Source organism: Paenibacillus sp. V4I3 (genome assembly GCF_030817215.1).
In the GTDB taxonomy this organism is placed as follows: Bacteria; Bacillota; Bacilli; order Paenibacillales; family NBRC-103111; genus Paenibacillus_E.
In genome coordinates this window covers 4,277,476-4,302,212 of the sequence record NZ_JAUSZA010000001.1, presented here as the reverse complement: position 1 = coordinate 4,302,212, position 24,737 = coordinate 4,277,476, and the positions used below count along the sequence as shown (strand labels likewise).

General features: G+C 47.6%; 13 protein-coding genes. 1 reads left to right on the top strand and 12 read right to left on the bottom strand.

The window, feature by feature from the left end:
* Positions 1 to 20: 20 nt before the first annotated feature.
* Genes QFZ77_RS19640 through QFZ77_RS19585 form a run of 12 tightly spaced genes read right to left on the bottom strand, consistent with a single transcriptional unit; the run spans position 21 to position 23,427 of the window.
* The gene (locus tag QFZ77_RS19640) at positions 21 to 977 is read right to left on the bottom strand and encodes a carbohydrate ABC transporter permease (RefSeq protein ID WP_307441996.1); all 957 of its coding nucleotides are present in this window, start codon (positions 975 to 977) and stop codon (positions 21 to 23) included.
* Between the two features lie 38 nt (positions 978 to 1,015).
* Positions 1,016 to 1,882 (bottom strand): carbohydrate ABC transporter permease, encoded by an 867-nt coding sequence (locus QFZ77_RS19635; protein ID WP_307441995.1) that lies wholly within the window; start codon positions 1,880 to 1,882, stop codon positions 1,016 to 1,018.
* Positions 1,879 to 4,158 carry a DUF5696 domain-containing protein gene (locus QFZ77_RS19630; RefSeq protein ID WP_307441994.1) on the bottom strand — a complete coding sequence of 760 codons (2,280 nt, stop codon included), beginning with the start codon at positions 4,156 to 4,158 and terminating at the stop codon, positions 1,879 to 1,881. Before QFZ77_RS19630 ends, QFZ77_RS19635 begins: the two co-directional genes overlap by 4 nt.
* On the bottom strand, positions 4,155 to 6,275 hold the full coding sequence (locus QFZ77_RS19625; RefSeq protein WP_307441993.1) for a YIP1 family protein: 2,121 nt from the start codon (positions 6,273 to 6,275) through the stop codon (positions 4,155 to 4,157). Before QFZ77_RS19625 ends, QFZ77_RS19630 begins: the two co-directional genes overlap by 4 nt.
* A 32-nt stretch (positions 6,276 to 6,307) precedes the next feature.
* Complete coding sequence (locus QFZ77_RS19620) at positions 6,308 to 9,394, bottom strand: glycosyl hydrolase (protein WP_307441991.1); 3,087 nt, start codon at positions 9,392 to 9,394, stop codon at positions 6,308 to 6,310.
* Positions 9,395 to 9,454: 60 nt separating this feature from the next.
* Positions 9,455 to 11,494 carry a beta-galactosidase gene (locus QFZ77_RS19615; protein ID WP_307441989.1) on the bottom strand — a complete coding sequence of 680 codons (2,040 nt, stop codon included), beginning with the start codon at positions 11,492 to 11,494 and terminating at the stop codon, positions 9,455 to 9,457.
* Complete coding sequence (lacZ, locus tag QFZ77_RS19610; protein ID WP_307441987.1) at positions 11,491 to 14,643, bottom strand: beta-galactosidase, LacZ type; 3,153 nt, start codon at positions 14,641 to 14,643, stop codon at positions 11,491 to 11,493. Before lacZ ends, QFZ77_RS19615 begins: the two co-directional genes overlap by 4 nt.
* 24 nt (positions 14,644 to 14,667) lie before the next feature.
* Positions 14,668 to 16,746 carry a hypothetical protein gene (locus tag QFZ77_RS19605; protein ID WP_307441986.1) on the bottom strand — a complete coding sequence of 693 codons (2,079 nt, stop codon included), beginning with the start codon at positions 16,744 to 16,746 and terminating at the stop codon, positions 14,668 to 14,670.
* A complete protein-coding gene (locus QFZ77_RS19600; RefSeq protein ID WP_307441985.1) occupies positions 16,701 to 19,778 on the bottom strand; it encodes a glycosyl hydrolase 2 galactose-binding domain-containing protein in 3,078 nt (1,025 codons plus the stop codon). The genes QFZ77_RS19605 and QFZ77_RS19600 overlap by 46 nt, the downstream gene beginning before the upstream one ends.
* Positions 19,779 to 19,821: 43 nt before the next feature.
* Positions 19,822 to 21,471, bottom strand: coding sequence for a hypothetical protein (locus tag QFZ77_RS19595; RefSeq protein WP_307441983.1), 1,650 nt, complete (start codon positions 21,469 to 21,471; stop codon positions 19,822 to 19,824).
* Between the two features lie 13 nt (positions 21,472 to 21,484).
* A complete protein-coding gene (locus QFZ77_RS19590) occupies positions 21,485 to 22,336 on the bottom strand; it encodes a sugar phosphate isomerase/epimerase family protein (protein ID WP_307441981.1) in 852 nt (283 codons plus the stop codon).
* Positions 22,333 to 23,427 (bottom strand): Gfo/Idh/MocA family protein, encoded by a 1,095-nt coding sequence (locus QFZ77_RS19585; RefSeq protein WP_307441979.1) that lies wholly within the window; start codon positions 23,425 to 23,427, stop codon positions 22,333 to 22,335. Before QFZ77_RS19585 ends, QFZ77_RS19590 begins: the two co-directional genes overlap by 4 nt.
* A 395-nt stretch (positions 23,428 to 23,822) precedes the next feature.
* On the opposite strand from QFZ77_RS19585, the gene QFZ77_RS19580 reads away from it, so the two are divergent.
* Positions 23,823 to 24,047: a hypothetical protein gene (locus QFZ77_RS19580; protein WP_307441977.1), complete on the top strand. Its 225-nt coding sequence runs from the start codon at positions 23,823 to 23,825 to the stop codon at positions 24,045 to 24,047.
* The last annotated feature ends 690 nt before the right edge of the window (positions 24,048 to 24,737 follow it).

The window sequence follows — 24,737 nt, the reverse complement described above, 5'->3', positions numbered from 1 at the left end:
CCTCCTTTAGCTGCATTGTCCTACTCTACCAAGCCCGTTCTTTCCACGCCCTCAACGAACCAGCGTTGTGTAAATGTATACAAAAGCATCGGCGGTATGATCATCATGAATGTTGTAGCCATCCTAATTGCTTCATCATTAACGGACGGTCCATATTGTTCTGCTTGCTGCCGCAGCGCAGAGGCAATGCGCGATATCCCCATCGAGAGAGGCGCCGTTTCGATATCGGACAAATACATGCTTGGCAAATAGAAGTCGTTCCAGGTCCAAACGAAGGAAAACAAAAATACGACGAGAATGGCAGGTTTGGCAAGCGGCATCATAACCTTGGAAAATATTTTAAACACATTGGCCCCATCAATTCTGGCCGCTTCCTCAAGTTCCTTCGGTTGGGTGGAGAAAAATTGACGATAAATAATAACGAACAGCGCCCCCTTTAAACCGAGGCCGAAAAAAGCTGGCACAATAATGGGATAAATGGTATTCAGAAGGCCCAGTTCCCTCGCATAAATGATGTTCGGCAAGATCGTAACCTGGATCGGTACAATAAAGGTCAACAGCAATAAAAAAAACATCAACCTCTTAAAAGGGATTTTCAATCTTGCGAAGGCATAACCGGTCACAGCACAGGAAAACGTTTGCAATATAGCCACTGAAAGAGAGAGCGTTAAGCTGATGCTGAAAGCTTTCGGATATTTCAACCAATCCCAAGCTTCCTGGAGGTTTCCGAGGTATAGCGTACGCGGAAACCAGTTAACAGAAGGATCGAGCAAATCATCTGCGTTTTTGACCATAGTGGTTATCATATGAAGGATAGGCTTCAAATAAATGTAAGCCGTATCCAGCAATATCAAATAAATAAAAAATTTAAACAGCATCCCTTTATCTACTTCTCTGCCTATAATCGTATAGCGAGCTTTAGTTAACCACAGTAGAAACGATTGCGAATGCTCTTTCTTGATTTTTAATCCGATCATAGCTTCACCCCTACAATAAGTTTTTTGTAGTTCCAATTTTAAACAGTCTCTCTTTGAGACTTAGTTACCCTGCTGAAAATGATGAAAATAATCGCCAGGAAGAAGCTGATAATGAGGAAATAAATCCATACCAGCGCGCTTTGCTGGCCATACTCACTTTCTCTAACCTTTCCCAATATGGGGTTAGTCGGGAAGGTAAACAAGTCAACTACGGTATAGATCATATTAAGGAATATAAATGGTGTCATCGCTGGCAGTGTAATTTTCCAGAACGTTTCCCAAGGACCGGCGCCGTCAATTCGCGCCGCTTCATAGGCCGAATTCGAAATGGTCTGCCTGCCACCGAGGAAAATCAAAATTTGTACCCCTGAATACCACAGGATCAGCACGAACGAGTCGAGAATTTTGATGAGTGGATCTGACCACGTCGACGAAAGATTGGCACTTATGAGGCCGGAAACATTGTACTTCGACATAAAGCCCAGGTCACCCTCACCTTGTGTCAGAAATTCCGCTACGACTTGACCCGTCGCTAAAATGACGGGAAGAAAGAATATCGCGCGAAAAAATGTTCGGCCAGCAAATTTTTGGTTCAGAATGATGGCAATCATCAAAGCAAATAGGACGATAATAGGGATCATAAACAACGCTTGCCTAAGAAACGGCAATAAATCGTCGTACAAGAGTTTACCATTCTCAAAAAGGATATACCGGTAGTTGGTCCATGCGACGTACTCGGTTGTCGTTTTCGTTGCCGTTATCGTCACTTTTTGAAAGCTCATATACAAGGAAAATCCAATTGGGAATGCCATGAAAATTAGAAAACCAATAAACCAAGGGGCAATAAAGAGCGTACCTTCCAAATATTCGACTAGGGACGAATTTAATCTCATCTTTCGTTTCATCGTTTTGCCCCTCCTCGAATCACAACGAAGTTTTGTGCTGAAACAGCAAGATCGCCACTGCGGTACGGCTCCAAATTATAGTTCACAATGACCCGTGTACCATTCTCGTAGGTTGTTTCCTTTACACCCGGAGCTAGCGTCTTGTGATTGGCAATAAACTGATCCTGCACACCCCCGAGCGCTTCGTTGTATCGCTTATACTGCTCCACGGCGAAAGTCTCCCAGTAGGGAAAATAGGTATTGTAGTATCGTATGCCGAAAGAATTCACATATTTTTTCGATTCCGCCTTTGTGAAAATAAAGGAAGGCTCTGCGCCATATTCAATATCACGCAAAAAGTCGTGTACGTCTTCTTGCCGGTTATTCACAAATTCCGATGAATAAGTGACTAAACCGTGGGTAGCAATCTGAACGAAAGGAACGGCTTCGTCCGTAAATAAATCGTAGGAATGATCGTAAACCAGCGTTTGGATATAATTCATATGAGGTAGTGTATACAGATTTGCATATTTACCTTCTACGCCACCTAATGATTCTTTTATCGTTTTTAGGATTCGTTCCTGAACATCCCGAGCTTCATCCCTGCTCGAACCGAACCCCGAATTATAGTCACTGAACAGCCTTTGTCCAAGTATATTGACAGCAATTCCGTCAACACCCATTGCTTTATATTGATTCAGGTCTTTCTTAACCATTTCTTCTGCAAATTTATAGCTGACAGCTGGTGTTCGCTCTCTGTTAAATAAAGCACTAACCGTTTGATTACGCCCGGCCAAATTGACGATGGCATGATATTTCTCATCGAAACCTGCCCCCCCCGTGTTGTTCAACGCATATTCTGCCTCTAAATAAACGGGTAAACCGTAATTGTGGGCATTGTCAATGAACGCTTTCATTCCTTTATCGCCGCCGATACGGGAATCAACCGGGAACGTGTTCCCAAAGGCGCTGTAGCCACCCTTCTGCCAACCTTTAAACGTAAGAGACATATTGGTTATACCTTTGTCATGTAAAGAATTGACCATTTGAGTGGCGTCGTCCGTCGTGGTCAAATTGAGATATCGCGAGGTAACCAAGCCGTCTTCCTGATCCGCCCCGATGAAGTTTACGTGCATGGGTATATTGGGATTGTTGACAGAGACGGGCTTCGCCCCCTTTTCCTTCATCAGATATTGGCGATAAGTTTGAGCCATACCCACATAGTCTGATTTTTGGCTGTCTAACAGGTAGTAACGCACGATACGGTCACTGCCGAACACTTCATCTCTGTTATAATCGATAAACCCCCATGAATCGGGGACATTCGTATTTCTCGTTGTAAACTGCAAGAAGCTCGATCGGAAATTCATTTGAGCCGTCACCCAGTTATAGTTGCTGAGTACTCCTGCTGGCGCAGCAACGATGTTGGCGTATTCGTCTCCGTCGTGAACGATTGCCACAAAACCTTTGGAACCCGTCTTCATACCGAAAACCGGCATCACAATTTTGTTGCGATTGTTGCTAAGACCCGCGAATGTGTTATCTTGACCGTATACAGCTTCATCGTATATCTTGTTGACGTTCAGTTGATTATCTTTAAACCGTACCAAAGCGCCAGCGCCGTCCGGTATGAACATATATCCGTCCTGCCCTGTGGCGGTATATTCGGCTCCAAAGAATGGAAACAGCCTGACCCAGACGAGACCCATGTTCGCTTCCTTGACGCCTTCGCGTATGATCTTCGTCTCTACATAATCGTGTTCGATTTTCACCTGGATCGGAATGGTAAAACCTGTGGCAGGCAGTTCATAAATCAATGAAAAGCCGCCGGGAATCGATTGTACCTCTTTGATCCGTCCTCCATCCGCAGCTAAGTTTGTTTCTTTCGCTTGCAGGATGTTTTTCGAGAAATCGACGTATTGAACCATCAACGGCGAGACCAAATGCTTTTTCCAAGTCTCGGAGATCTTTTCTTTAGCCCAATTTTCCGGATTAGGAAAAGAACGGTAGACGTTTCCGTTCCGTTTATCTTCCACGATAAAATGACCTGTGTTTTCATCCATTTTTAAACGAAGTACATCGGTTTCGGCGACATTTTTAAAGTCGTTTTCTTTAGGCAATTCGGAGTCGATGCTCTTCGCAGAAGCTGTAGAGCCTTGCACCGTTGCAGGTAAAGCCACACGATTTTCCGGAGCTTTGAACTCAATTTTGACATTAGCCACTACTAAGTAGATGGCGACCAAGAGCAGGATGGTAACGACTGCTACGGTTTTACCCCGTTTGTTTATCCTTATCATCTCAAGATCACCTCCTGGTACATTTCATAGATTAATGAAACCAAATCATTGGATAGTCCGGCTGTAATAAAGAGGAGAACGCCAATGACCAACATGGTACAAAGTGTAAAGATGATGTTCAATGCGGTTTCTCCTACGCTGTAATTATGAATACACTGAATTTTCCAGAATATCAATAAACCGATCCATATAATCATCCCTTGTGCCACATAATGGTAAATGGTTGACTCGGACATCGTCATGATGTTCGAAATGAAGGCAAGTGGAATGCCAATAACCAGATACGGTACGAGCGCATAGGCGCTTCCGATAAATATATCTCTAAACCTGCCCTCTCCTCGATAAATGGAGCCCACGAGATAATTCGCAACGACCCACGCAATCCATACAATGAAAAACTGTGTAAATATCGAGTAAATGTCGATATTGGTCGAAGAATCAAAGGAAAAGCTGGTGACAAGCCTTTTGATCACCAGGGATGCATACACGCAAAGTAAGATGATAATCGCACTCAAATAACTGCCTTTGTTCTCATAACGTATGGCGATAAACCCATCGATCGGATGTTTCATCATGTAAAATATATGTTTAAAATTCATTAGGAAGCTGTTTTGTGTCCGCCTCCTATTGCGCCATTTATCACGAAGCCTACTTTTTGAGGTCCATTTATTGATCAACATGTATACAATTCCGCTGAACAACAATAGGCTTGCAATCCAGGAGAAGTTCTGTTGTAACCATTTCATCCTGATTTGCCAAAAGGCGTCAGAGTACCCTTCCTGGTTCCCTGCCTCTTTAAACAGTTTTTTCGCTTCTGCATACTGTTCTTTTGTAAAAGCCGCTTGAGCCAATCCCATAATGGCCGGAGTAAATTGGGCATTCATACGAAGCACTTCCTGCCACGATTTTTCACTGTCCTCGTAATAACCCGCAAGAGTCTGTTGGTTCGCTTGATCCACTTTTTGGCCAAACTCCGATAAACGGAATACTTGAACGATATTTTCCTGATCGTCCAAAACGAACAATTCGTTCCTGGCATTCACATCGAGCGCCACTGGGCTTTTCAAAAGACCCACTTGAGACGATCCGACCGCCGAAGCGCCACCCCAAAAGTACAACAAATGGCCTGAAGCATCATAATGACTAATATATTTAAATTGCTGATCCACCACGATCATATTGCCGCTTTGGTCAACGGCCACATCAATCAGCTGCGGACCTGAGGTTATAGGCCCTATCGGAACATCCCCAGGAACGACTTCCCCGAATATTTTATTGGAGCTGCGGAGTAAATTATTCCCTTTAATATTTAATTTCTTTAATTGGTCGCTTTTGGCCATACCACCAGTGACCGTATATATATAACCGTTCTTATCCGTAGCGACACTGTTTATCGTCTCCGGTCTCTTTGCGACCTCATTGGCATACATTTTCTTGGTGTACAACATGCGCTTTAAAGCATCTAATGGAGAAAGCGCCGTTTTGTTTGCGCCAAAAAAACCCTGAAATTTACCTTTCGGGTCAAGCAGCACGATCCCCTCGTAACCGCCATGCACAGCAATGTACAGGAACCCTCGTTCGTCCACCATCACTTTTGCCGGATCAAAGACGAACGTCGCTGGGATGTATTTGGAGTCCGGTCGTTTGAATTCAGTTTGCAGCTTTCCATTTTTGTCCAGCTTAATCACTCTTTTGTTCCCCGTGTCCGCGATATAGATGTCGCCTTCTTTGGTGATAAATATGCCTTCGGGCTTGTTGAGCGGGCTTTCTGGAAGCGTCATATAGCGCAGCAGTTGTCCCGTTTCGGTCATATGGACAATCCGGTTGTTGCCCGTATCAACGATGTAGACTTCGTTCTTCACATCGATAAAGATGTCTTTTGGATTTCGTAACGGTGAGGGCGTTTTAATGGATGGCTGCTTAGGATCCGTAGTATACAGATCCTCTCCGATTACATCGAGTGGAAAGTAAGCCGGTTGAAGCCATATCTGATTGTTGTAACTATCCTTTGTATAGGTAGAATATTTCACTTCGGCGTGCGTAGTTGCGGGCAACAGCGCGGTGCACAAGATGATCAAGGAAAGGAAAAGCCTCCACCCATGGCATCTTATTTTCATGCTCAAACCTCCATTTCTGTCTCTTCATTCAATCAGATACGGTACAGCTTGATTTGGTCAAACAAACCGTACGAGCGCAGCTTATATTCCGGCGTGTAATCGTCGCCTTCCTTGCGGAAAGAGGCCCAATTGGTCGTCGACGTATCACCAGCCGTATGATGAAAAGGGCCTAGCATGTTGCGCGGACTTCCCATCACCTCGATTTCAACCTGGTTATCTCCATCGTGAAGATGCTCTGTCAAGTCGAGGCGGTTCGCGGCCCGCCAAGGCACATGCCCTGCCGTTTTGCCATTTACCCGCACTTCAACCGTTACCGCGGAATATTCACCGAGCTCCAACACCGTCCGGCTTATTGCGTTGTTCTCCACGATGACATCGAAATGGTAGATCATGCTGCCGCAGTAATGGAAATAACCTTGCAAGCACCAGTCTCCGAACTTCAATGTTTCAGGCTCTGTCACAACCGCCCTGTCGGCATCGACCCCGAAATCGCCGATCAGGTAAATATCCTCCACTTCCAAGTGGTTATGGTACTGGCAAGATAAAAACAGCTCATTCTCTCCTTCCTTTAGTCCGTGAAGAAGCACCTTATCAAACGTTCGATCGAGAAACCAACCTACTGGAAGATTCGAAATCGTTACGCCATTGAGCTGAATGTCGTAATATTCCGCGGACTCCACGATGAGATAAACGTCATTCGTCGGTATGACCGACACTTGGAATGTGAATCTGAACACTGCCGACGTGCCGTTCTCCGGATGAGGCTCGTCAATCCATTTATACCTTTGCTCAAGCCCGTTGTAATAAACCTGTCTCATGCCTAAGGCGTCCCGAATGGCTCTTTGGGCTTGCCATACGCCCGTTTCTTCCGACCAGCCGCCATCCCCGAACCGATATGAGCAGGTATCAAGGGTCAATACGTTAGGCATCGTGCGCGTGAACCGGCAAACTGGACCAAGCTCTACAACCGTCACGGTAGTCTCATCCGCACTACTGCGGCCTGGTACCGGATGGCTTTCTGCCGATTTATCTGCATTCATGATATATAGCTTGGAATCCGCAGGGCCGAACACGTCCTCGAAATGAACGTATCCGTCACGGACGACGATCTCAACGTTCTTCACTTCTCCTGTCAGTGCATTCCATTCTTCCACGCTGCCGGTGCCTTCCATGGTTATGCTTATCCGATGCGTGCCCTCTCGATCGTTATTCACAACAAATAATGCGCGGCAATCTCCTATGTCTCTGAGCATATACAACATTTCGTGCGCTTCAATCGATTGTGTATTCGTTAAGCTGACTCGTCGAGGCCGTATGCGTTCCAGAACCGTCACCGTATCTTCAACGTCCACTACGATAGTCATGTTCGCGTGATCATAAAGTTCGGACAGCAGGTCCGTCGGTCTGCCCTCGATCATCGTCGGGCGTGATCCGACGGCAATTACTTTTCCCCCTGCCTCCAAAAAGTCTGATAACAGTTGAAAGGTGCTGCTCAACATCGTCTGGATGACCGGAATGACTACGATACGGTATTCCACCAGATTCACGGCCAGGTTGCCACCGCGTATTTCCCCCGTTTCCGCCAAGATCGTCTCATCGCCGAGATCGAAATCGTAATGCGCCCTGAGCAGTTTGCCAAGAAACGCATTGAATTCGTGGCCAAACGTATTGGTTGCTGAGACATCCCTATCCTTACCTCGAGCAGGGAAACCATACGGTCCCGTACCGACCATGCTCCAAGCAGTGGAAGAAGGATGCAGGACAAGCACATCGCGGATGGGCCTTCCTTCCGTCAAAACCGACGACAATCTGGCAAAATAATCTTCCATCACATGATTGTATTTCCACCAGCTCGTGTTGTAGTTAAACACAGGGGGATAGTCCCTCTTCCGGCACCCTTTGATCGAATAAAGCGCCAAATGCTGCGACCTCAAATTGACACCGAGCACATATTGAAAATCTCCCATCCACTTTTGTCCCTCGAAAGTGAACGCCCAGCCGGTGCATCCATACGTTTCGGAGAGAACGAACTTTCTACCGTATTGGTTCGCTACGCTGGTGCATTGCTTGACGGTGATATATTCGTTCGTCTGCTCGTTTAACATATCGATTCCCGGAACCTGCTGATACCGGTAGTTAGGCATAACGGCTCCACAGACGCGGGTGGCAGTGCCCATATTATTTTCCCAGAGATAATGGCCGGTGAAGTCAATACCGTTATTCTCACACCATTCACCAAGCTGTTTGGAGTACGACTCGCTGAACCTCTCGGTAAGCGTCCACCAGTAATCATGACGGGCTTGTGAGGAATACACGCCATTGAAGTACATGTAGGGGATGACATCGAAGAGATCGTATCCCCGTCTTTCTTGAAAAAAGTCAGGAAATGACCAACTCCACGGAAGCCACCCGCGGCCAGCTGTAAACTTGCAGTGGCTGTCGTGCACGCTAGGTTCATCCGTGAATACGCCGCGGATGGTTTTCCCGAAATGCTTCCCAACCTCTTGCTTATAGGCTTCATAGGTGATGTCAATAAAGGCCTGCACCGTCTCCGGATTCAAATTATCAGGCGGCGCTTCGTTGTTGAACCAAGCACTTCGCTCGGAAATTTCTACGCGAAAGACCAACAGTACTTCATCTTCATTCAACGCGATAAATCGGCCATCATGCAGTCTCTCGCAGCGGACCAAGTTTCTCTCATCAATGACGGCCTTAAACAGCGCCACACTATCTGTCAAATCATCCGAACCGATCCGCTGGTATACCTCCATCGTCAAACCTTTGGCGCGGAATGCGTCCCCGCCTCTGTCTTGCACAAGTCCTCCAGCGAAGCCGGATGGCCAGCGGTCCTCGTCGTACAACCATACATGCATGCCGAGCTCTTCAGCGGTTTCTACCGTCTTCCGGGTGTATGCCATCCACTCGCGACCCATGTAAACGGTTTCCAATCCATCTCGGGAATGGATGAAAAATCCGCCCATTCCCTGTTCCTTCATTTGATTCACTTGACGGACCAGCTCTTCTTCTTCTAGACGATCGTTCCATGCCCAGAACGGCACCGACCTGTATTCGACCGATGGATGGTCGAATTTTCCGCGTAATTGTTCGCTTACTTCCATCGGCATCCGCCTCCTTCACTGAAACCATCTTCTATACCATGTGTCGCCAACTAAAAATTTTTATGCCTGCAGGATCATGATACTCTTTGGTTCGAGCTCGATATCACCACTAACGCTTAGATCACTCAGTAACTCCTGCTGCACACTCTTTCCTACATTTATCTTTTGAATTTGATCGCTGTGGTTCATCACAAAAGTAAACCGAACTCCTTCTTTTTCGCGCTGCGTGACCTCAACTCCCGGCGGTGCCTCGTACAATTGGGAAATCCCTTTGCGTTCGCATAAAGCCTTTATCCATTGCTGCATAAATTCCCGACTTGGATCGGTGGCTGCGTACCACGCCTCTCCATTGCCGAAGCGGTGATAGGTCAAGGCCGGCGATCCACGGTAAAAATCACGGCCGAACTCTGCAAGCACTTCCGCACCCTCAGGATGTACAATTTCGCATACCAATCCGCATTCATACGATCCTTCAAGTTGTCCAAGCTCCTGCTTCATGACCATAAGGTTTCTTTGCTCCGGAAATAGGGCGTCAATCTCCTCCACCCAGATGCCCAGAAGCTTACGCAGCTCACCCGGATAACCGCCCGGTGTAACCAGATCATTTTCATTCGCTATCCCGCTATAAAATGAAGTTACAAACGTTCCGCCATCCGCCACAAATCGCTCTAGCTTTTGAGCGTAACCAGGTTTAACCATATACAAAAGAGGGGCCAGAACCAGATCGTATTGACTTAAGTCCGTATTGACATGTATAAAATCGACTTGGATATGATTCTCGTAAAACGCGTCATAATATTTCTGGATTTGATCCAAATACTTGATATAGGTTGAGGGTCCGCCCCCAAGCTCAACAGCCCACCAATTGTCCCAGTCAAACAGGATGCCGATTCGGCTCTTCACACGCGAGTCCAGTAGACGATCACCCAACTGCTGCAATTCCTTGCCGAGCTCCGCACATTCTCTAAAGACTCGGGTGTTCTCGTGACCCGCGTGATCAATGACGGCTCCATGGAATTTCTCATAAGCGCCAAGGGAACGGCGCAGTTGAAAGAACATCACCGACTCCGCCCCGCGGGCAACGGCCTGATAACTCCTGAGCCGCATGACGCTAGGTCTTTTGACGGGATTCACCGTTTTCCAGTTAATCACGCTCGGACTTTGCTCCATCAGCATAAAGGGAGCACCGTCTTTCATGCCGCGCATGAGATCGTATCGGAGCGCCATATAGCTTTCTGGTGTATGGTTCTCGGTATAAATGTCCAGCGCCGCAATGTCCAAGTGGGGCGCCCATTTGAAATAATCCAGCGGCTTGTAAGTCCCGTTCCCTTGGAAGTTGGTCGTGACGATCGCATCGGGTATTTCCTCTTTAATGGCGTTGTATTCGATGAGATAACAGGCCAGCCAACTATCGGAATTAAATCGATAAAAATCGAGTGTAATACCTTGAAAAGCCGTTTGATCGGAATTCCCACCCGACAAACCTTCGCTTAACGCGCTGGGGAGTACAATTTCATCCCAATCGTAAAACGTATGTCCCCAGAAACGGGTATACCATGCCTCGTTCAACTTCTCCAGCGTACCGTACCGCTTCTTTAACCAATCCCGAAACGCCTCTTCGCAATTGTCACAGTAGCAGCGAATCCCGATTTCATTATTCACGTGCCATAGAAGAAGAGCCGGGTGGTTCTTGTACCGCTGCGCTAACTTCCTCGCCATGAGCCCGGCGTAATGACGGAAGGTTGGACTGTTTGGACAAGAGTTATGTCTTCTACCGTATTTTCTTCTTTTTCCATCGGAGGTCACGGTCAGAATGTCCGGATATTTCTTCGCCATCCAAGCCGGATGCGCAGCCGTACTCGTACCCATGCATACGTGGACTCCGTTTTCATGCAGATTACTCATCATTTCATCCAACCAATCGAATCTGAAAGTCTCCTCATCCGGCTGATTCAAGGACCAAGAAAAGACATTGAGCGTTGCGATGTCGATTCCGGCCAATTGAAACAGCCGCATATCTTCATCCCATATTTCCTTCGGAAACTGTTCAGGGTTATAATCACCGCCAAATAAGAATTTCGGAAACTTGCGGCTGATCATAGGTTCACCTCCTGTTTCGATATCGGTACGGAATGCTCACGCACTTCCCTTTTAAAAGGCTCCGGTTGTCGTTTACTCAAATTCATCGGCGACCGGTCTCTTGTGGAAAAAGGCTTCAGCCGCAATGAGAACATAGTGTCTACTGGATGAATTAAATACTCATCGAGCGGAGGAGCTTCTCCGCAGCTGTGATTGCCGAGCGGTGCTTGCTGATAATCCATGTTCACAATGGTTTCGTTCAGACGGACTAAATCGAAGGTATGCTTCGCTTTGGTCAAATTGTCGGTGGAATAATGACTCACGCTGACATCCAGCTTCGGCATTCCACCAATAAATAGCCCAGTTCCCAGAACGTTCGTTACTGCAGCCCAACGCACATCCGCTTTATTGCCATTTTCCTGCGGCTTAATATATGGGACGAATTGATCTTGTATCGATCCGCTGTACACGCCGAGCCGCCCACTCTCTTTCCGATCGATATAACACTCGTGTGGGCCAAGGCCGAACCACGAAAATTGATCGAAACCGACAGGCATAGCCATTTGTAATCCCAATCGCGGCAGTGGAGGAAGTCCTTCCCGTGGAACGATGCGGGTCTGGATGATGACATCACCGGATCCGTAGATCGTATAGGTCATCCATGTTGTAAAACAGTTTCCCAGACCAGCCGCGCCAAGCGTCGATTTCACCGTAATTTGCGCAGCATGGTTTTGGAGCTGAAACGACATATCGTGCATACGACGAGTCAGTGCATCCAATCCAGCCTTCTTCCACTCTTTCGATTGGCGTGAGTCGTTATCGATCGTCGCCCGCCAAATTTGAACTTTCGGACCGGCTGTTAAAAGCGGTATGCCGTTATATTCAAACACGGTTAGTTCACCGCGAGCTTTGCTCCATTCCATGGTAAAATCATTTCCTTTAATCCGAAGGAGCCCATCCGTTTCGGAAGATTGCAAGCTAGGCATCGACTCCAACTTGATGGACGGGACAACTTGCCGTGTGACGGGAATCGGCAGATCGGCCCAAGCAATTTCATGCCCTTGCGTCGCCCAACGCGTAGCTTCCCGCAAAGTAAACCGGATATGGAGCCAGTACTCACCACTTGACTGCCCGAAAGTCATTTTCCAAGGGATAAAGAAGGTAGCCTCTCCTCTGGCCGGCACATCAAGTTCAGGCAGTTCACCCTGTTCCACAATTTCTCCATCGCACAGAAGCGACCAAGAGCCGACAAGATGATCAAGGGAAATAAAATCGTATCGATTTTGAATTTTTACGATTCCGGCCCGTACATCGACCGGCTCTACTTTCACTGGTTCGATCACTTTTTTAAACTCAAGGATCGAAGCCTTGATTTTCCTGTCAGGGAATAACAATCCGTCTATACAAAAATGTCCGCTGTTCGGATGATCATTGAAATCACCGCCGTAAGCGTACCATTCTTCCCCCGAATCGAGCTTTTGCCGGATTCCGAGATCCGCCCATTCCCAGATCAGGCCGCCCAGCAATCGTGGATATTTGTAAATAGCATCCCAGTATTCCTTCAAATTGCCGACGGAATTCCCCATAGCATGAGCGAATTCGCACATCAGGAAAGGTCTGGGATCGGATTTTTCCCCCTCTTCAATTAAAGCAGCCAAGGAAGGATACATGCAGCTGACAATATCGACGATCGGAGCATCCTTGGCTCGTTCGTAATGTATAGGCCTTGTAGGATCGGCCTGACGCACCCATTCGGCCATGGTATCATGATTCGGCCCGTAGCCTGACTCGTTCCCGAGCGACCAAATGATGATAGAAGGATGATTTTTATCCCTTTCCACCATCCGTATGACGCGGTCAAGGAACGGCTTTTCCCACTGAGGGTCCTCGGCTAAATGGCTTTCGTTGTCGATAAAATGACAGCCGTGGGTTTCCAAGTCCGCTTCGTCGATCACATACAGCCCATAACGGTCGCACAGATCGAGCCATCTCGTATCATTCGGATAATGGGAGGAGCGAACTGCGTTCATATTGTGTTGTTTCATCAAGCGTATATCTTCGATCATGGATTCGTAGGGAATGGCAAACCCGAATTCAGGATGGAATTCGTTGCGGTTGACCCCCTTCAAGATCACCGTCTTGCCGTTGATGAAAAGCTGACCATCCCGGATGACGATGTCTCGAAATCCGACAGCTACACTCCCTGCCTCCAGCAAATTCCCCTGATCATCCTCCAACTTTAACAAGAGAGTGTATAATTCCGGCTCCTCAGCCGACCATTTACGCGGAGCTGAGACCGCAATTTCCAAATCAAGCACGTTCTCTTCGTTCGCTCTCATCAGAAGGGAAGAAATGACGGTTTCTTCATTAACGGATTGTCGAGCTACGTCCAAAAGCGATATCCGTAATGTATGTTTACCGGATTCTAAGTCCGCATAATTTTTCACGGTAAACCGAAGACCCAATACAGCATCTTCTAAATTTTCACAGAAACGGGTTTGCACCACGATATTACGAATATGGACATGAGGGGTTGCTTTGACATAAACGTCCCTGAAGATGCCGCTCAACCGCCACTTGTCCTGATCCTCCAAATAACTGCCGTCACTCCATTGGTATACCTGCACAGCAACTATATTTTCTCCCGGATGAAGCAGCGAGGTGACCCGAAATTCCGAATGCATGTGACTGCCCTGTCCATACCCAGCAAATTGTCCGTTCACCCATACATGAAAGGCCGAGTCGACCCCTTCGAAGACAAGAAATAGTTGCCGGCCATCCCACGAATCGGGAATAATAAAACTTCTGCGGTAACACCCAACCGGATTATCATTCGGCACATACGGCGGGTCGATCGGAAAAGGATAATAGCTGCTGGAGTAATGGGGACGGCCATATCCATGCATCTGCCAATTGCCCGGCACAGGTATGGTATTCCAGTCATCTGCCGAGAAGGACGAATCGTAAAAAAATTCAGATGCCTGGGATGGGCTCTCTGCATAATAAAATTTCCAGTTGCCGTTCAATGATTGGAAATAAGGCGACGCAGCCCGTTCGTTATCGAGCGCTGACTCCACATCGCCGTACGGAATGAATCCGGTATGTGGTGGTTCCGTATTACGTCCAAGAATCTCTAGATTTTCCCAATCCGGAATGGCTCTATCGTTCACGTGATTGTCCTCCATTCTTCATCATCATTGTGCTGCATCTTGGAATCTTAAAGCATTTTGAAGAACAAGCGCAGTCACCCAAGATGGATTCCATTTGTTGCTATGTCCCCGGTGATGCCAATGCGTTTGGAAAAAACCTTCTCCCTGTTCGCCAACCACGGTAAAATTCCATTCCCCAGGTTTCGTACATATTCCCTGCCCCATGGCATCGAACACCATTCGACCTAAACGCTCATATTGCGTTTTGCCGGTTAACCGACCGATATGCCAAAATTCGAAGGTTGGAAAAAATACGTCAAGATGATGATTTTGCACACTGACTCCCGGCCATCCAGTGGCGGTAAACCCCACGTTCCTGAACTGTGATCCCCGATCAAACACGGGATTCCACATATAAACATAAGTAAGGAGCCAATCCCCCGATATTTCGGCCCATTCACAGTAGCATTCATTTTCTGTTAAGACAAACAATTCATAAGCAGCCAGGAAGAAATACATGCCAGCTTCCTTATCCTCGCAGTTCGCATCAAGCGTTGAGCGTGCAAACGGCCGTTCGAATGTCAGGGCGTGTTGCTCATAATAACGCTGCATCGTCGTTTCGGCAGCATCCAAGTACCGCTTTTCACCTGTAACCCGATAAGCCTTCACAACAGCGATCAGGCACGGTAGGCCAGCTGCTGTAATCCTATCTTCCGCCGAATTTCCATTCAGCAGCCATGCTGCCGGATAAATGCCTGTCGGCAGGACGCCAGCGAGGAAGAAATCGGCCGATTCATGAAGAGCCTCCAGCCAGTAAGCCGGAACTTCCCTGCCCATTTCCCGAAACAGAAGGATGATTTCCGCTAAATCAGCTATGGTTTCCCCTAGAGCACGGCTGGAAACGACAGCCTGCTTATTCCAGGTGAAGTCATCCCATTGCCCGTCCGCGAGCCGATACGCTCCATGTCTAATTCCGGGAACGTCGGTACGGCTTTCGCGCAAATAAAAATCGACGGCCTGTTCGCAATGGGAGATCCGTTCTTCCTGTCCGTGGGCAAACCCTAACTTGGCGTCGCACCATGCCAGCTTCAAGCATTGTCCTGTCCACCCGTACATATAGTGCAGCGGACGTTTAGAAACGTTGCCGAACTCATTCGAATCGGAAAATTTCACATATCCGGCGGCGCCATGTTCATCAGTTCTCCATCTATCGTCCAAAGCGTTATTTTTCAGCTGGATTATCTCTTCGAGTGAGTGCGGCTTTGCCCCTATCGGCGCAAACAGCGCCAAGCCTTTGCGAACGATTTCACGGAAGCCCTGCCCGGGATTAGCAACAGCTCCCCAATCCAGAGCGTATTGTTTGGTTAATGACAAACCGGGTGTGATGTCCAAATAACCACCGTGATAAGGTCCTGTTTTGTTTTTACCCACATAATACATATCCTTCTCGCCATTAAACATCAAGACTCCGCTCATCGCTGCCAGCATAGTTTGGTGTTCCTCTTGGATCGCTCCAAGCGACCCGTAGTGCACAACGCCATCCGCTGATTCCATGTATGCAGGTACCGAAAACAAGGAGATGAAGCGGGCCTTGGCAGCTTCCGTCCACTCCACATTCACACAGGGGATCGGTAATCGGTGTTCTTCGCAAATAAATCCTTTGTCAGGACCTAGTCCAAGTCGAGGGACAACCCGGCTCGGATCAGCGGAAGGATTGTTGTTGTAAATCATGTGGGGAATCGTAACCATTTCCTTGCTCCGCTTTGGCAGTACGAACAAGAGTCCCGTAGCAACATCACGCAGCATTTGATCCGTCTGATTTTCCCAAGTCGCGTTTATTTTCAATAAATGATGCTCGTCGAAGGCTAGCTCTATCATGAAGGTTAACGCTTCCATTTTCCCGCAAATTCGGATCAAGTCCGACTCGGAGGAGATTTGTACATCCTCTAACCGTACAAAATCTGAACGCCACGGTCTTCCGGAGGAATAGATTAGCATCTCATCCAAATGTCCCGCGAAATGAGGGGATTGCTCGCTCTCGATACGCAGAATGAGCTGTATTCCTTTACTTGTGTCCACTATTTCTGCCCGTTTTTGCTTGTCTCGGCTAATAATGGCGTACAATGGTCATCCCCTCCTCTCGCGTTCAATAAGGAAATCAAGAATCGGTCCAGCGTCGGGTTAAAACCGACTCTACCCGATAGTGGTAGGCAAACGAAGAAGAGTTTGCCTTCTCCGAGCGGTTTCATTCCCACTACAGGCAGCTTATTTTTCCCATCCGGTTTAGCTTGTGCTTCGTAGGCGAACACAATAGGTTCGATCCCTTCTCCTTGCAGGTGACAATTGGTTATCCCATCTATCCTGTCGGTCGTCAAATGATAAAAATAGGAGAAATCATCCGGTTTCATCCACTGCAAGTGCGGGTCTTCGGTTTGAAATGCCAACGTGTACATCCCACGTAATTTGACCGTTCGGACCGTCGTGTTTTCGATATCCCACGAGTTACTGTCTGGCCCGCGTAATATCAAGACGGCTGTAGCTCCATTACGGACTTTCTCGAGGATGGATACCTGATGGCGATCAAATGCTGCCTTGGAAGAAACAACAATTGAGCCCTCCTTATGCGTATCTCCGTCATAAGATTGTCCTTCTATGTTTAGCAGGGAACAGAGTAGTTCCGATTCTGCATCTAGAAAAGCAATATTCTGCGATTTCGGATATCTCGTTTTTGCAAACGCCTCAAAAGAAAATCTTTCCTTATTTATCAATTTACCGTTTTCATCCAGCAAGCAGGTATCCATGTACAAGTTCTGTCTATCTGTTATCGATGGTACCGAAAAGCTGATCGTGCCTGCATATCTGGACATCGCCTTAGGCACAAGGCCTGTAATTTCATAATTGCCGTAATCCCGGGTATCGTCTCGAAGAGTAGCGACGACACGACACCGGTCATAATCCTTCGCTGTATCATTCAAGAGCCACGCTTCTATTTCCAGCGTTTCCCCTTCATATACCTTCCACCTGTCGCACCTTAGATGAATGCGTACCGGTTCCAGACATTCCTTATACGTGAAGTATGCCGGTTTCGGAATCCGGTCAACACCAACGAGTGCTTTCATCCAGCCGGCAGGCCATGCATCAATGAGCAGGTGAATGGCGGTGGAAACCACCAAATCGGCCCTTCTGCGCCATGCGTCTGTCATGAGCTTCGTCGCCAAACATTGGTGCCTTTGGCTCGCCTCGACCCACTCATGAATCGTTTGCTGTTCGGCAAACCAATCTCCATGCAGACCGTAGGTTTGAGCTCCATGGATTTTGTTTGGCAGCCAATGCTCCTTCTCAGAAGAGGGAAGCCATTCTTTCGGATAACGGTTCATCATCAATTGCACATGATCCAAACCTTCCGTGCCATACTCCCCGCATCCCGCCTTCCATCCCGTCCTAATCGAGGGAAGAAAACCTTTATGCATTTTACCTACTGATATCGTATTGTTCGTATACCACATGTTATAACAATGAAAATCGGGCAGTCCTTCATGGGTAGGAGGATTGTAATCCCCGTCCGCGTTTTTGACTACACGATCTGGATTTTCAATGAAAATCGCCTGTCTGGCGGCAACGAAGAAAGCTTCCAATTCGTTTCGGTGCAAATGGCGGTGCCCTTTTCGCCTCTTCTCAGTTCGCGAAGGCTCGTTAATTAGTGATACCATGACCGAAGATGGGTGACTGCGGATCAGTCTCTCCATCTCCGCCGCCTGCCGGACCCCCTCGACAAATTGGTTGCGGCGGATAAATCCAAACGTTGGAAGATCGCATTGATGCATCATGCCGAGCATATCGAAATAGTCATAAATTTCTTCCTGAACAGGACGCTGTGTGATGCGGTAAAAGTTCAAATGAGCAAGTTTCGCGATCAAAATATCGTCCATTAACTGCTCGAAATCGTTATTCATGACACATTGCTGCAAGTGCCCCATTTCATTGGCGCCTCTTAATATAATCGGTTGATTATTGAGGTACAGCGTTCCTTTCGGTGTGTCCTTTTCGTCCATATGAAATTTTCGCATGCCGAAGGTGCGGTCTTGGATATCCAAACATTCCGTACTGTTCTTTACTTGAACGCGAGCTATATACAAAAAAGGAGTTTCCGGTTCCCACATCCGGAATGACAGAAAATCCACCTTGTAGCGATAGTAATTAAGACCCGGACCGGCGTAAGCCGCTTGAAACGAGATGGGAACGCTTCCTTGACCGGTGAAGTTTTTCGGCATGATTTCAAGAATCAATTCGAAGTTTTCTTTCAGCTTATTCGTCGTATTATTCACATCAATCCATACTTCCACGAAGCCGTCATCAATGTTCGGCCGAACAAAAATGTCCTGAATAAACAACGTCGACCGCTCTTCCAAATAGACCGAATTGTATATGCCGGCACCCGGTGGGCAGTGGCTCCAGCCGCTGAATGCATCGTCCCATCCTGGGCCAGTCGCCGCGTACATTTTATCTCCGTCCAGCTTCGTACCGCCTACCCCCATCATCGGATAATCGTTTAACACTTCAACGACCAGCGTATTGAGTTCCTGCAGCAAGTCAGTCACGTCGAATTCGAAAGGAGCAAAGAACCCCTCATGGCTGCCTATACACTTGCGATTGAGATATACCGTCGCTTTATAGTCAACCCCTTTAAATACGAGGTAGACTCTCTTTCCTTCGGGAACGGGACCATAGGGAAATTCACTGCGGTAAAATCCCGTCCAATTGCCGTTTTCTCCCGTCGGTCCGCGGAAATCAGGAACCATCACCGATTCCCAATCCCCTGCTCCTTCCAGCACATTCGTAAAGTTGGCGTCCTCAGACGTTTGATAGCGAAATTGAAACTCCTTACATGCCTGTCGGTTGCGGCGCAGTGTGGAGGACGGAGCCAAATTTCTCATAAACGGGCGGTACTTCTCGCGCAGCAGCTTCAACTCTTCATGGAAATATGCGATTTGTTCCTCGTAGGTGTGATAAGATACGTTCGTCGCTTTTTCCGATCCCGGCGTGAAATATTTTTTTTCGTAAGCCACGGGAGGAATCTCCCGCAATTCGTCTTTATTTCCGGGATGTTCACGAAAGGCAATCTCCGCAAACGGATCCTGATGTTTGATTTGCTCCAAACTTATCTCCCCCTCTGCCGAAACCCTACCGCTTGGATTCGTTTCATACAGCTGCGATTTCAAAATCGAGTGTATACCCGTCGCTGTCCTTAGGGTACATTCTCACTTCTGTCGTGCCGAAGCGCTGCATCCAGCAGCGTTCTTCCCCCAAAAAGGGTTCAACGATTTCTTTCACTCGTTCATCCAAAAAATCGTTCGTGACGATCCACCTTCCGAAGCCCATTTTTCCACTGTTCCTTAGCTTTTCCGGACAATCAGGAGGTAGCAGCCATTCTGCGATCACGACGACTCCCCCATCTTCCGCTCTTTTGATGATAACAAACAGTGTTTCGGCGGAAAGGGAGGAGCCTCCAACCATAATCAATTTCGGTCGTCCCAGAAGTTCTGCGCTGACTTGATCGTCAAATGCAAGGACATTTCTAACCGGATAAAATAACGGATGCACCCTTCTTCCGTCGCTTGAAACGTACCCTTGTTCTAACGGAAATTGTTCGTACGCTACTTCTCTTTTCAATTCGTGTCTTGGAAAGTCGTAGCCTGGGATATGCATGCAGCTGCCGTGAGCAGGTATTGTTCCCCGGCTGAGCAAATGCCAGATGTGAAACACGCTTTGGGACCCGCCTACATCAGCGAGTGTCCGATTGCCGAACAACCTTTCATTCTGACCATAATTTCCGTCATCCGAATGAATGACCGCGATATCCGGATTCGCCTGCGAATGGTGCCAAGTCAACGTGTGATCAGGGATAAATTTACGGACGAACTCTTTCCATACTTCGCCGAATTCGGTTGCTTCAAATCCGATTGAGGTATGTTTGAACAGAACATCGATATTTTCCACGAACAAATGTGACGGTCCCATCAAGTAGCCCATCCTCAAAGCTGACTCAAATTCTTGAGGAGAGTGCCCGGGAAATCCTTGAAAACGGGTGAACCACCTTCCCGTATCCGGACCCCACAAATCGGCGCAAATCCATAGCGCTTTGTCATATTGTTTGGCCGCTCCCAATGCGGTAGATAGCTGCAAGGATTGAAATGATTCCTTCATAATCTTGGGACAGATGTCCATTCCCGCTCTGGCAAACGTGTGGAACATGGTAGGAAATACATGCTCCGCAATCAAAGGCATGGAAGTGCGGGGTGATCCGGTTTGCTCCAAGACGCTATGTACGTGCTGGACACGGGACAAAACCGACCGCTCCACCTTGCTGCGCGACTCTACCAAATTCATATCATCGGTGCTGCCCCAATGTGGGAACCACCCGTCATGGCGATACTGTCCGGCATTAATTTGCAAATGCTCCGGCTCATCATACAACAGTCCGATGCACCGACCCGAACTTGCGGCCTGCACAATCGCCTCATCAGGCACGTCGTACCTGTTCGTTCCTTCCGTCCAGGGCCCGTTAATGTTTCCATATTCGTTGCCAAGGCAAATGTCTAATCCCGCACCCGCGATATCTGCCAAGAGCTCTGAATACCCTTTCATTTCTGGAATCACATGATGAACATAAAAGTCCGCTTTCAATTCGCGCAAAGCATGTAGAAATTCATCTGGCTCAGGCTTTCGGTCTTGAGACGGACAAATACTCCCCGTTCCCGTCCGCATAATACGCTCTGAAGCATCCCCTGCCCACGAATCCTGCCATGCGACAACAGGGCCCTGTATTCCCAATTTCGGTTTATGCGTCATAGACATCCTTCATTCACGTCCTAACTGCGCTTTCAAAGGATTTTCGGATCAAATCCAAACATTCCGCTACTTCTTCCGGCTTTGCATGCTCCAGAATCAACGGGACATCCGGCAATCGACTGCCAAGCAGCGCTGCATACACATTCCAATCCGCTTGTCCCCCCCCTACCCGAGGCGTTGTAAAGCCTTCATCTCCATAGAGTGCATCTTTGGCATGCGCAATCGGTGAATATGGGGCAATGCAGTCGAATATGTTCGCCATTGCTTCTTCTTGTCGGCTTAAATCGTCCTGCGTCAAATAATTGAAAGGATCCATAATGAGCGCCAACCCTTCGGTTCCGAGCTGTTCCATCAAACGGACACCCTGTTCCGGACTCGCTAGCACATTTAGCGCAAATCCTTCGATCAATAATACGGCATCGTTCTTCACAGCTCGGTTCCGCAAATGGTCGACGATGAATAATAGTTGATCCCATGCTTCAGGAGTCCTGTTTCCCTCAAAATCTCGCCAAGCGTTGGTAGGGTGAAGACTTCCCGTTTCCGTCGCGATATACCGTGTTCCGTAAGCCGAACATAGGTCGATCATCTTCTCAAGCTGCTTCAATTTATCTTCTCGCTTCTGAAGGTTAGGATTCAGTAAATTGGTGTATCCCGACAAACCTACGACGGAAATCCCTTTATTCTCGAAGATGGTACGGATTTTTTCAGCACGAGTCAGTGAAAACAGCTCATCGTCCATCACCTGCATAGCTTGCTTAGGGTCGATCTGCACATAAGCCAATCCGTGTTTACTTGCGTCTTCAGCGATTGCTTCCGCGCTCCAGCCTAGATATATGTAACTCATAAAACCGAGTCTGTTCATCATTGATCGCTTCCTTTCAACACGCCCGTTCTTTCCACCACGCATCCTTCTTGACTAGAAATGACCATTGCTGTCGTCAAGGCGACAGTCTGCAAGTTATCTTCCGGAGTAACCGGCGGACGCTTGCCTTCCTCCATCGCGGTCATGAATGCGATCATGGAGCCTGCGAAGGCGTCCGGGAACCAAGTTCCTTTCAGCTTGATCTCGTGCACGACGTTTTTGTGCTTGTTCAGCGCCATATAGAGAGTTTCTTGCGTACACCAGAGGCTTCCTTCTGTCCCGTCAATCCACCATGTGTTGCTATGGGAACGGCTTGCTTTGGCAATATTGTTAAAATGAAGTGAAGCCATGAGCGGGTTTCGTCCGCCTTTCGGACCAAACTCAACGTTCGCCGAATAGATCAGCGGGTCAATCGCGTTTTGCTGCTTCAGCTGCGCTGTCGTGCAGTGAACCCGGGACCACTCTTCTTCGGGATTAGGGTTAAAATATCGGCACAAATCCACATAGTGGACCCCGTGATCGACAATATTGAAATTTTTCATCTTCGTCCACCACCAGCCGGCTTGGTCTTGGAATGAACGCATATCATGGTGGATGCTGTATACCTCACCGATGAGATCCTGCTCAAGAACCATCTTCAGCGCTTTGTGAGCCGGAGCCCAGCGAGCCTGTTGGTTCACGCCTAGCACGATACCCAGCCGGTTCGCCTCTTGACTAAGCACCTGAGCATGCTCCAAATCCAGCGCCAACGGCTTCTGGCATAAAACTGGCCGAGGCGCTTTGCCGATCAGTTTCAGCACTTCCAGTCTCGGCTCAGGGTGGATTGCTAAATCGATAATGCCTACTTCATCATTTTGCAATAGTTCATTAACATCGGTCGTCCAAAACGGAATATCAAACTTTTGTGCTGTAGCACGAGCCGCTTCCTCGTTGACGTCGCAGACAGCCGCAATAGGCAATCCATATTTACGATAGCCGGGTAAATGCGCCGTATTCGCAATGCTCCCGCAGCCGATTAAGCCGATTCCGTATTTCTTCAAGTCCGGTATATTTTGCTTTCTTGGCAAATAATCTTCAGGTCTAATGAATTCCATGGTATCACCTCTTAATTACTACATTACATCACTACGAAAAAACATTTATAGGGTGTTCATGCTTTTTTTAGGGATCATTCGACCACAATGATTGAATCATTTGCTGGTATAATATGAGCCTATCAGGAGTTAGTTGAAGGAAGGTCTAGAGGGCTGTTACTGTAGTTTCTCCGTGCGCACACAACAAACAAGGCAACCGATTATGGTGACCTTGTCAGCAATTACCTATTCCAAAAATAGATGATGTTTCAAGTAGCAATAGATTTCAGCTTTGTGCTATATCATTTCAATAGATATACGGTTGTGAAGCACACGCCGCTGCTCAGTTTCAGGTTATCCTGACTGGGGAGCGGCTTTATTTTTTCCTAAGGAGGTATGGTGGTTGAAGGCTGTACTTGCTTATTCAGAATTTATACGACACCATGTTAAGTCGCGGCAAGGCGAAGCGCGGAGGCGTTAAACAGAAGGACTCGGCCATGCGGAACAGTTATTTTTGCAGCAAGTATGGTGGCCCGCCTTCTCAAACTTTGACAATCTGGTACCTGAATATGAAGTCCATGACTTCCGCGACGGAACACGATTTATCGACTTTGCGTTCATTCGCGGGCACGTACGGCTAACAATCGAAATCGACGGTTAAGGTCCGCACTTGCAGAAGATTTCACGCTCTCAGTTTTCCGATCAATGGATCCGACAAAATCATTTGATGCTCGATGGCTGGAAATTGCTCCGCTTCTCCTTCGATGATGTGAAAGACAAACCGAGAATGTGCGAGCAAATGATCCATCCATTCATGGGAAAATGGTTTTGAAGCAGTCACTCCGGTCGGTACAGCAATTGTTCTATCGAAGAACGTGAGATTATTCGTATGGCGCTCCGCAGCAATAGAAAAGTAAAACCGAGTAACGTATGTACGGAGTTAGATGTTGAGCAGCAAAAAGCGCGCAACCTGCTCCGCAGCTTACTCTCAAAGGGAATACTTATCCCTGGCGCACGCGGTAAGCAACGAATGTACGTCTATCTCTTATCACATTCCATAACAGCAGAATTTGCCGACCTGTGACACAATGATGAAAAGTATCGTTACAGCATAGAAACGAAGATTGGCTTTATTGCAACAATGTAAAACATCGTTCCATCAACTTTTTATGATCTGTTATACTCCCCCCCCCCCTCATAACGATGTAAACCATCGTTGCAGGAATTGCATCGCTACCTCAACTTGAATCTTAAGATGAAAAACATCATTGCAGCAAAAAAGGCTGTCCAAAAAGTCGCCGAAGATGACTGAGAGATAGGCTGTACGACAA

Bases quoted from the DNA above. Each gene is read 5' to 3' on its own strand.
- QFZ77_RS19635 (WP_307441995.1), bottom strand. From the start codon at position 1,882: ATGAAACGAAAGATGAGATTAAATTCGTCCCTAGTCGAATATTTGGAA.
- QFZ77_RS19640 (WP_307441996.1), bottom strand. From the start codon at position 977: ATGATCGGATTAAAAATCAAGAAAGAGCATTCGCAATCGTTTCTACTG.
- QFZ77_RS19590 (WP_307441981.1), bottom strand. From the start codon at position 22,336: ATGATGAACAGACTCGGTTTTATGAGTTACATATATCTAGGCTGGAGC.
- QFZ77_RS19595 (WP_307441983.1), bottom strand. From the start codon at position 21,471: ATGACGCATAAACCGAAATTGGGAATACAGGGCCCTGTTGTCGCATGG.
- QFZ77_RS19615 (WP_307441989.1), bottom strand. From the start codon at position 11,494: ATGATCAGCCGCAAGTTTCCGAAATTCTTATTTGGCGGTGATTATAAC.
- QFZ77_RS19585 (WP_307441979.1), bottom strand. From the start codon at position 23,427: ATGGAATTCATTAGACCTGAAGATTATTTGCCAAGAAAGCAAAATATA.
- QFZ77_RS19620 (WP_307441991.1), bottom strand. From the start codon at position 9,394: ATGGAAGTAAGCGAACAATTACGCGGAAAATTCGACCATCCATCGGTC.
- QFZ77_RS19630 (WP_307441994.1), bottom strand. From the start codon at position 4,158: ATGATAAGGATAAACAAACGGGGTAAAACCGTAGCAGTCGTTACCATC.
- QFZ77_RS19625 (WP_307441993.1), bottom strand. From the start codon at position 6,275: ATGAAAATAAGATGCCATGGGTGGAGGCTTTTCCTTTCCTTGATCATC.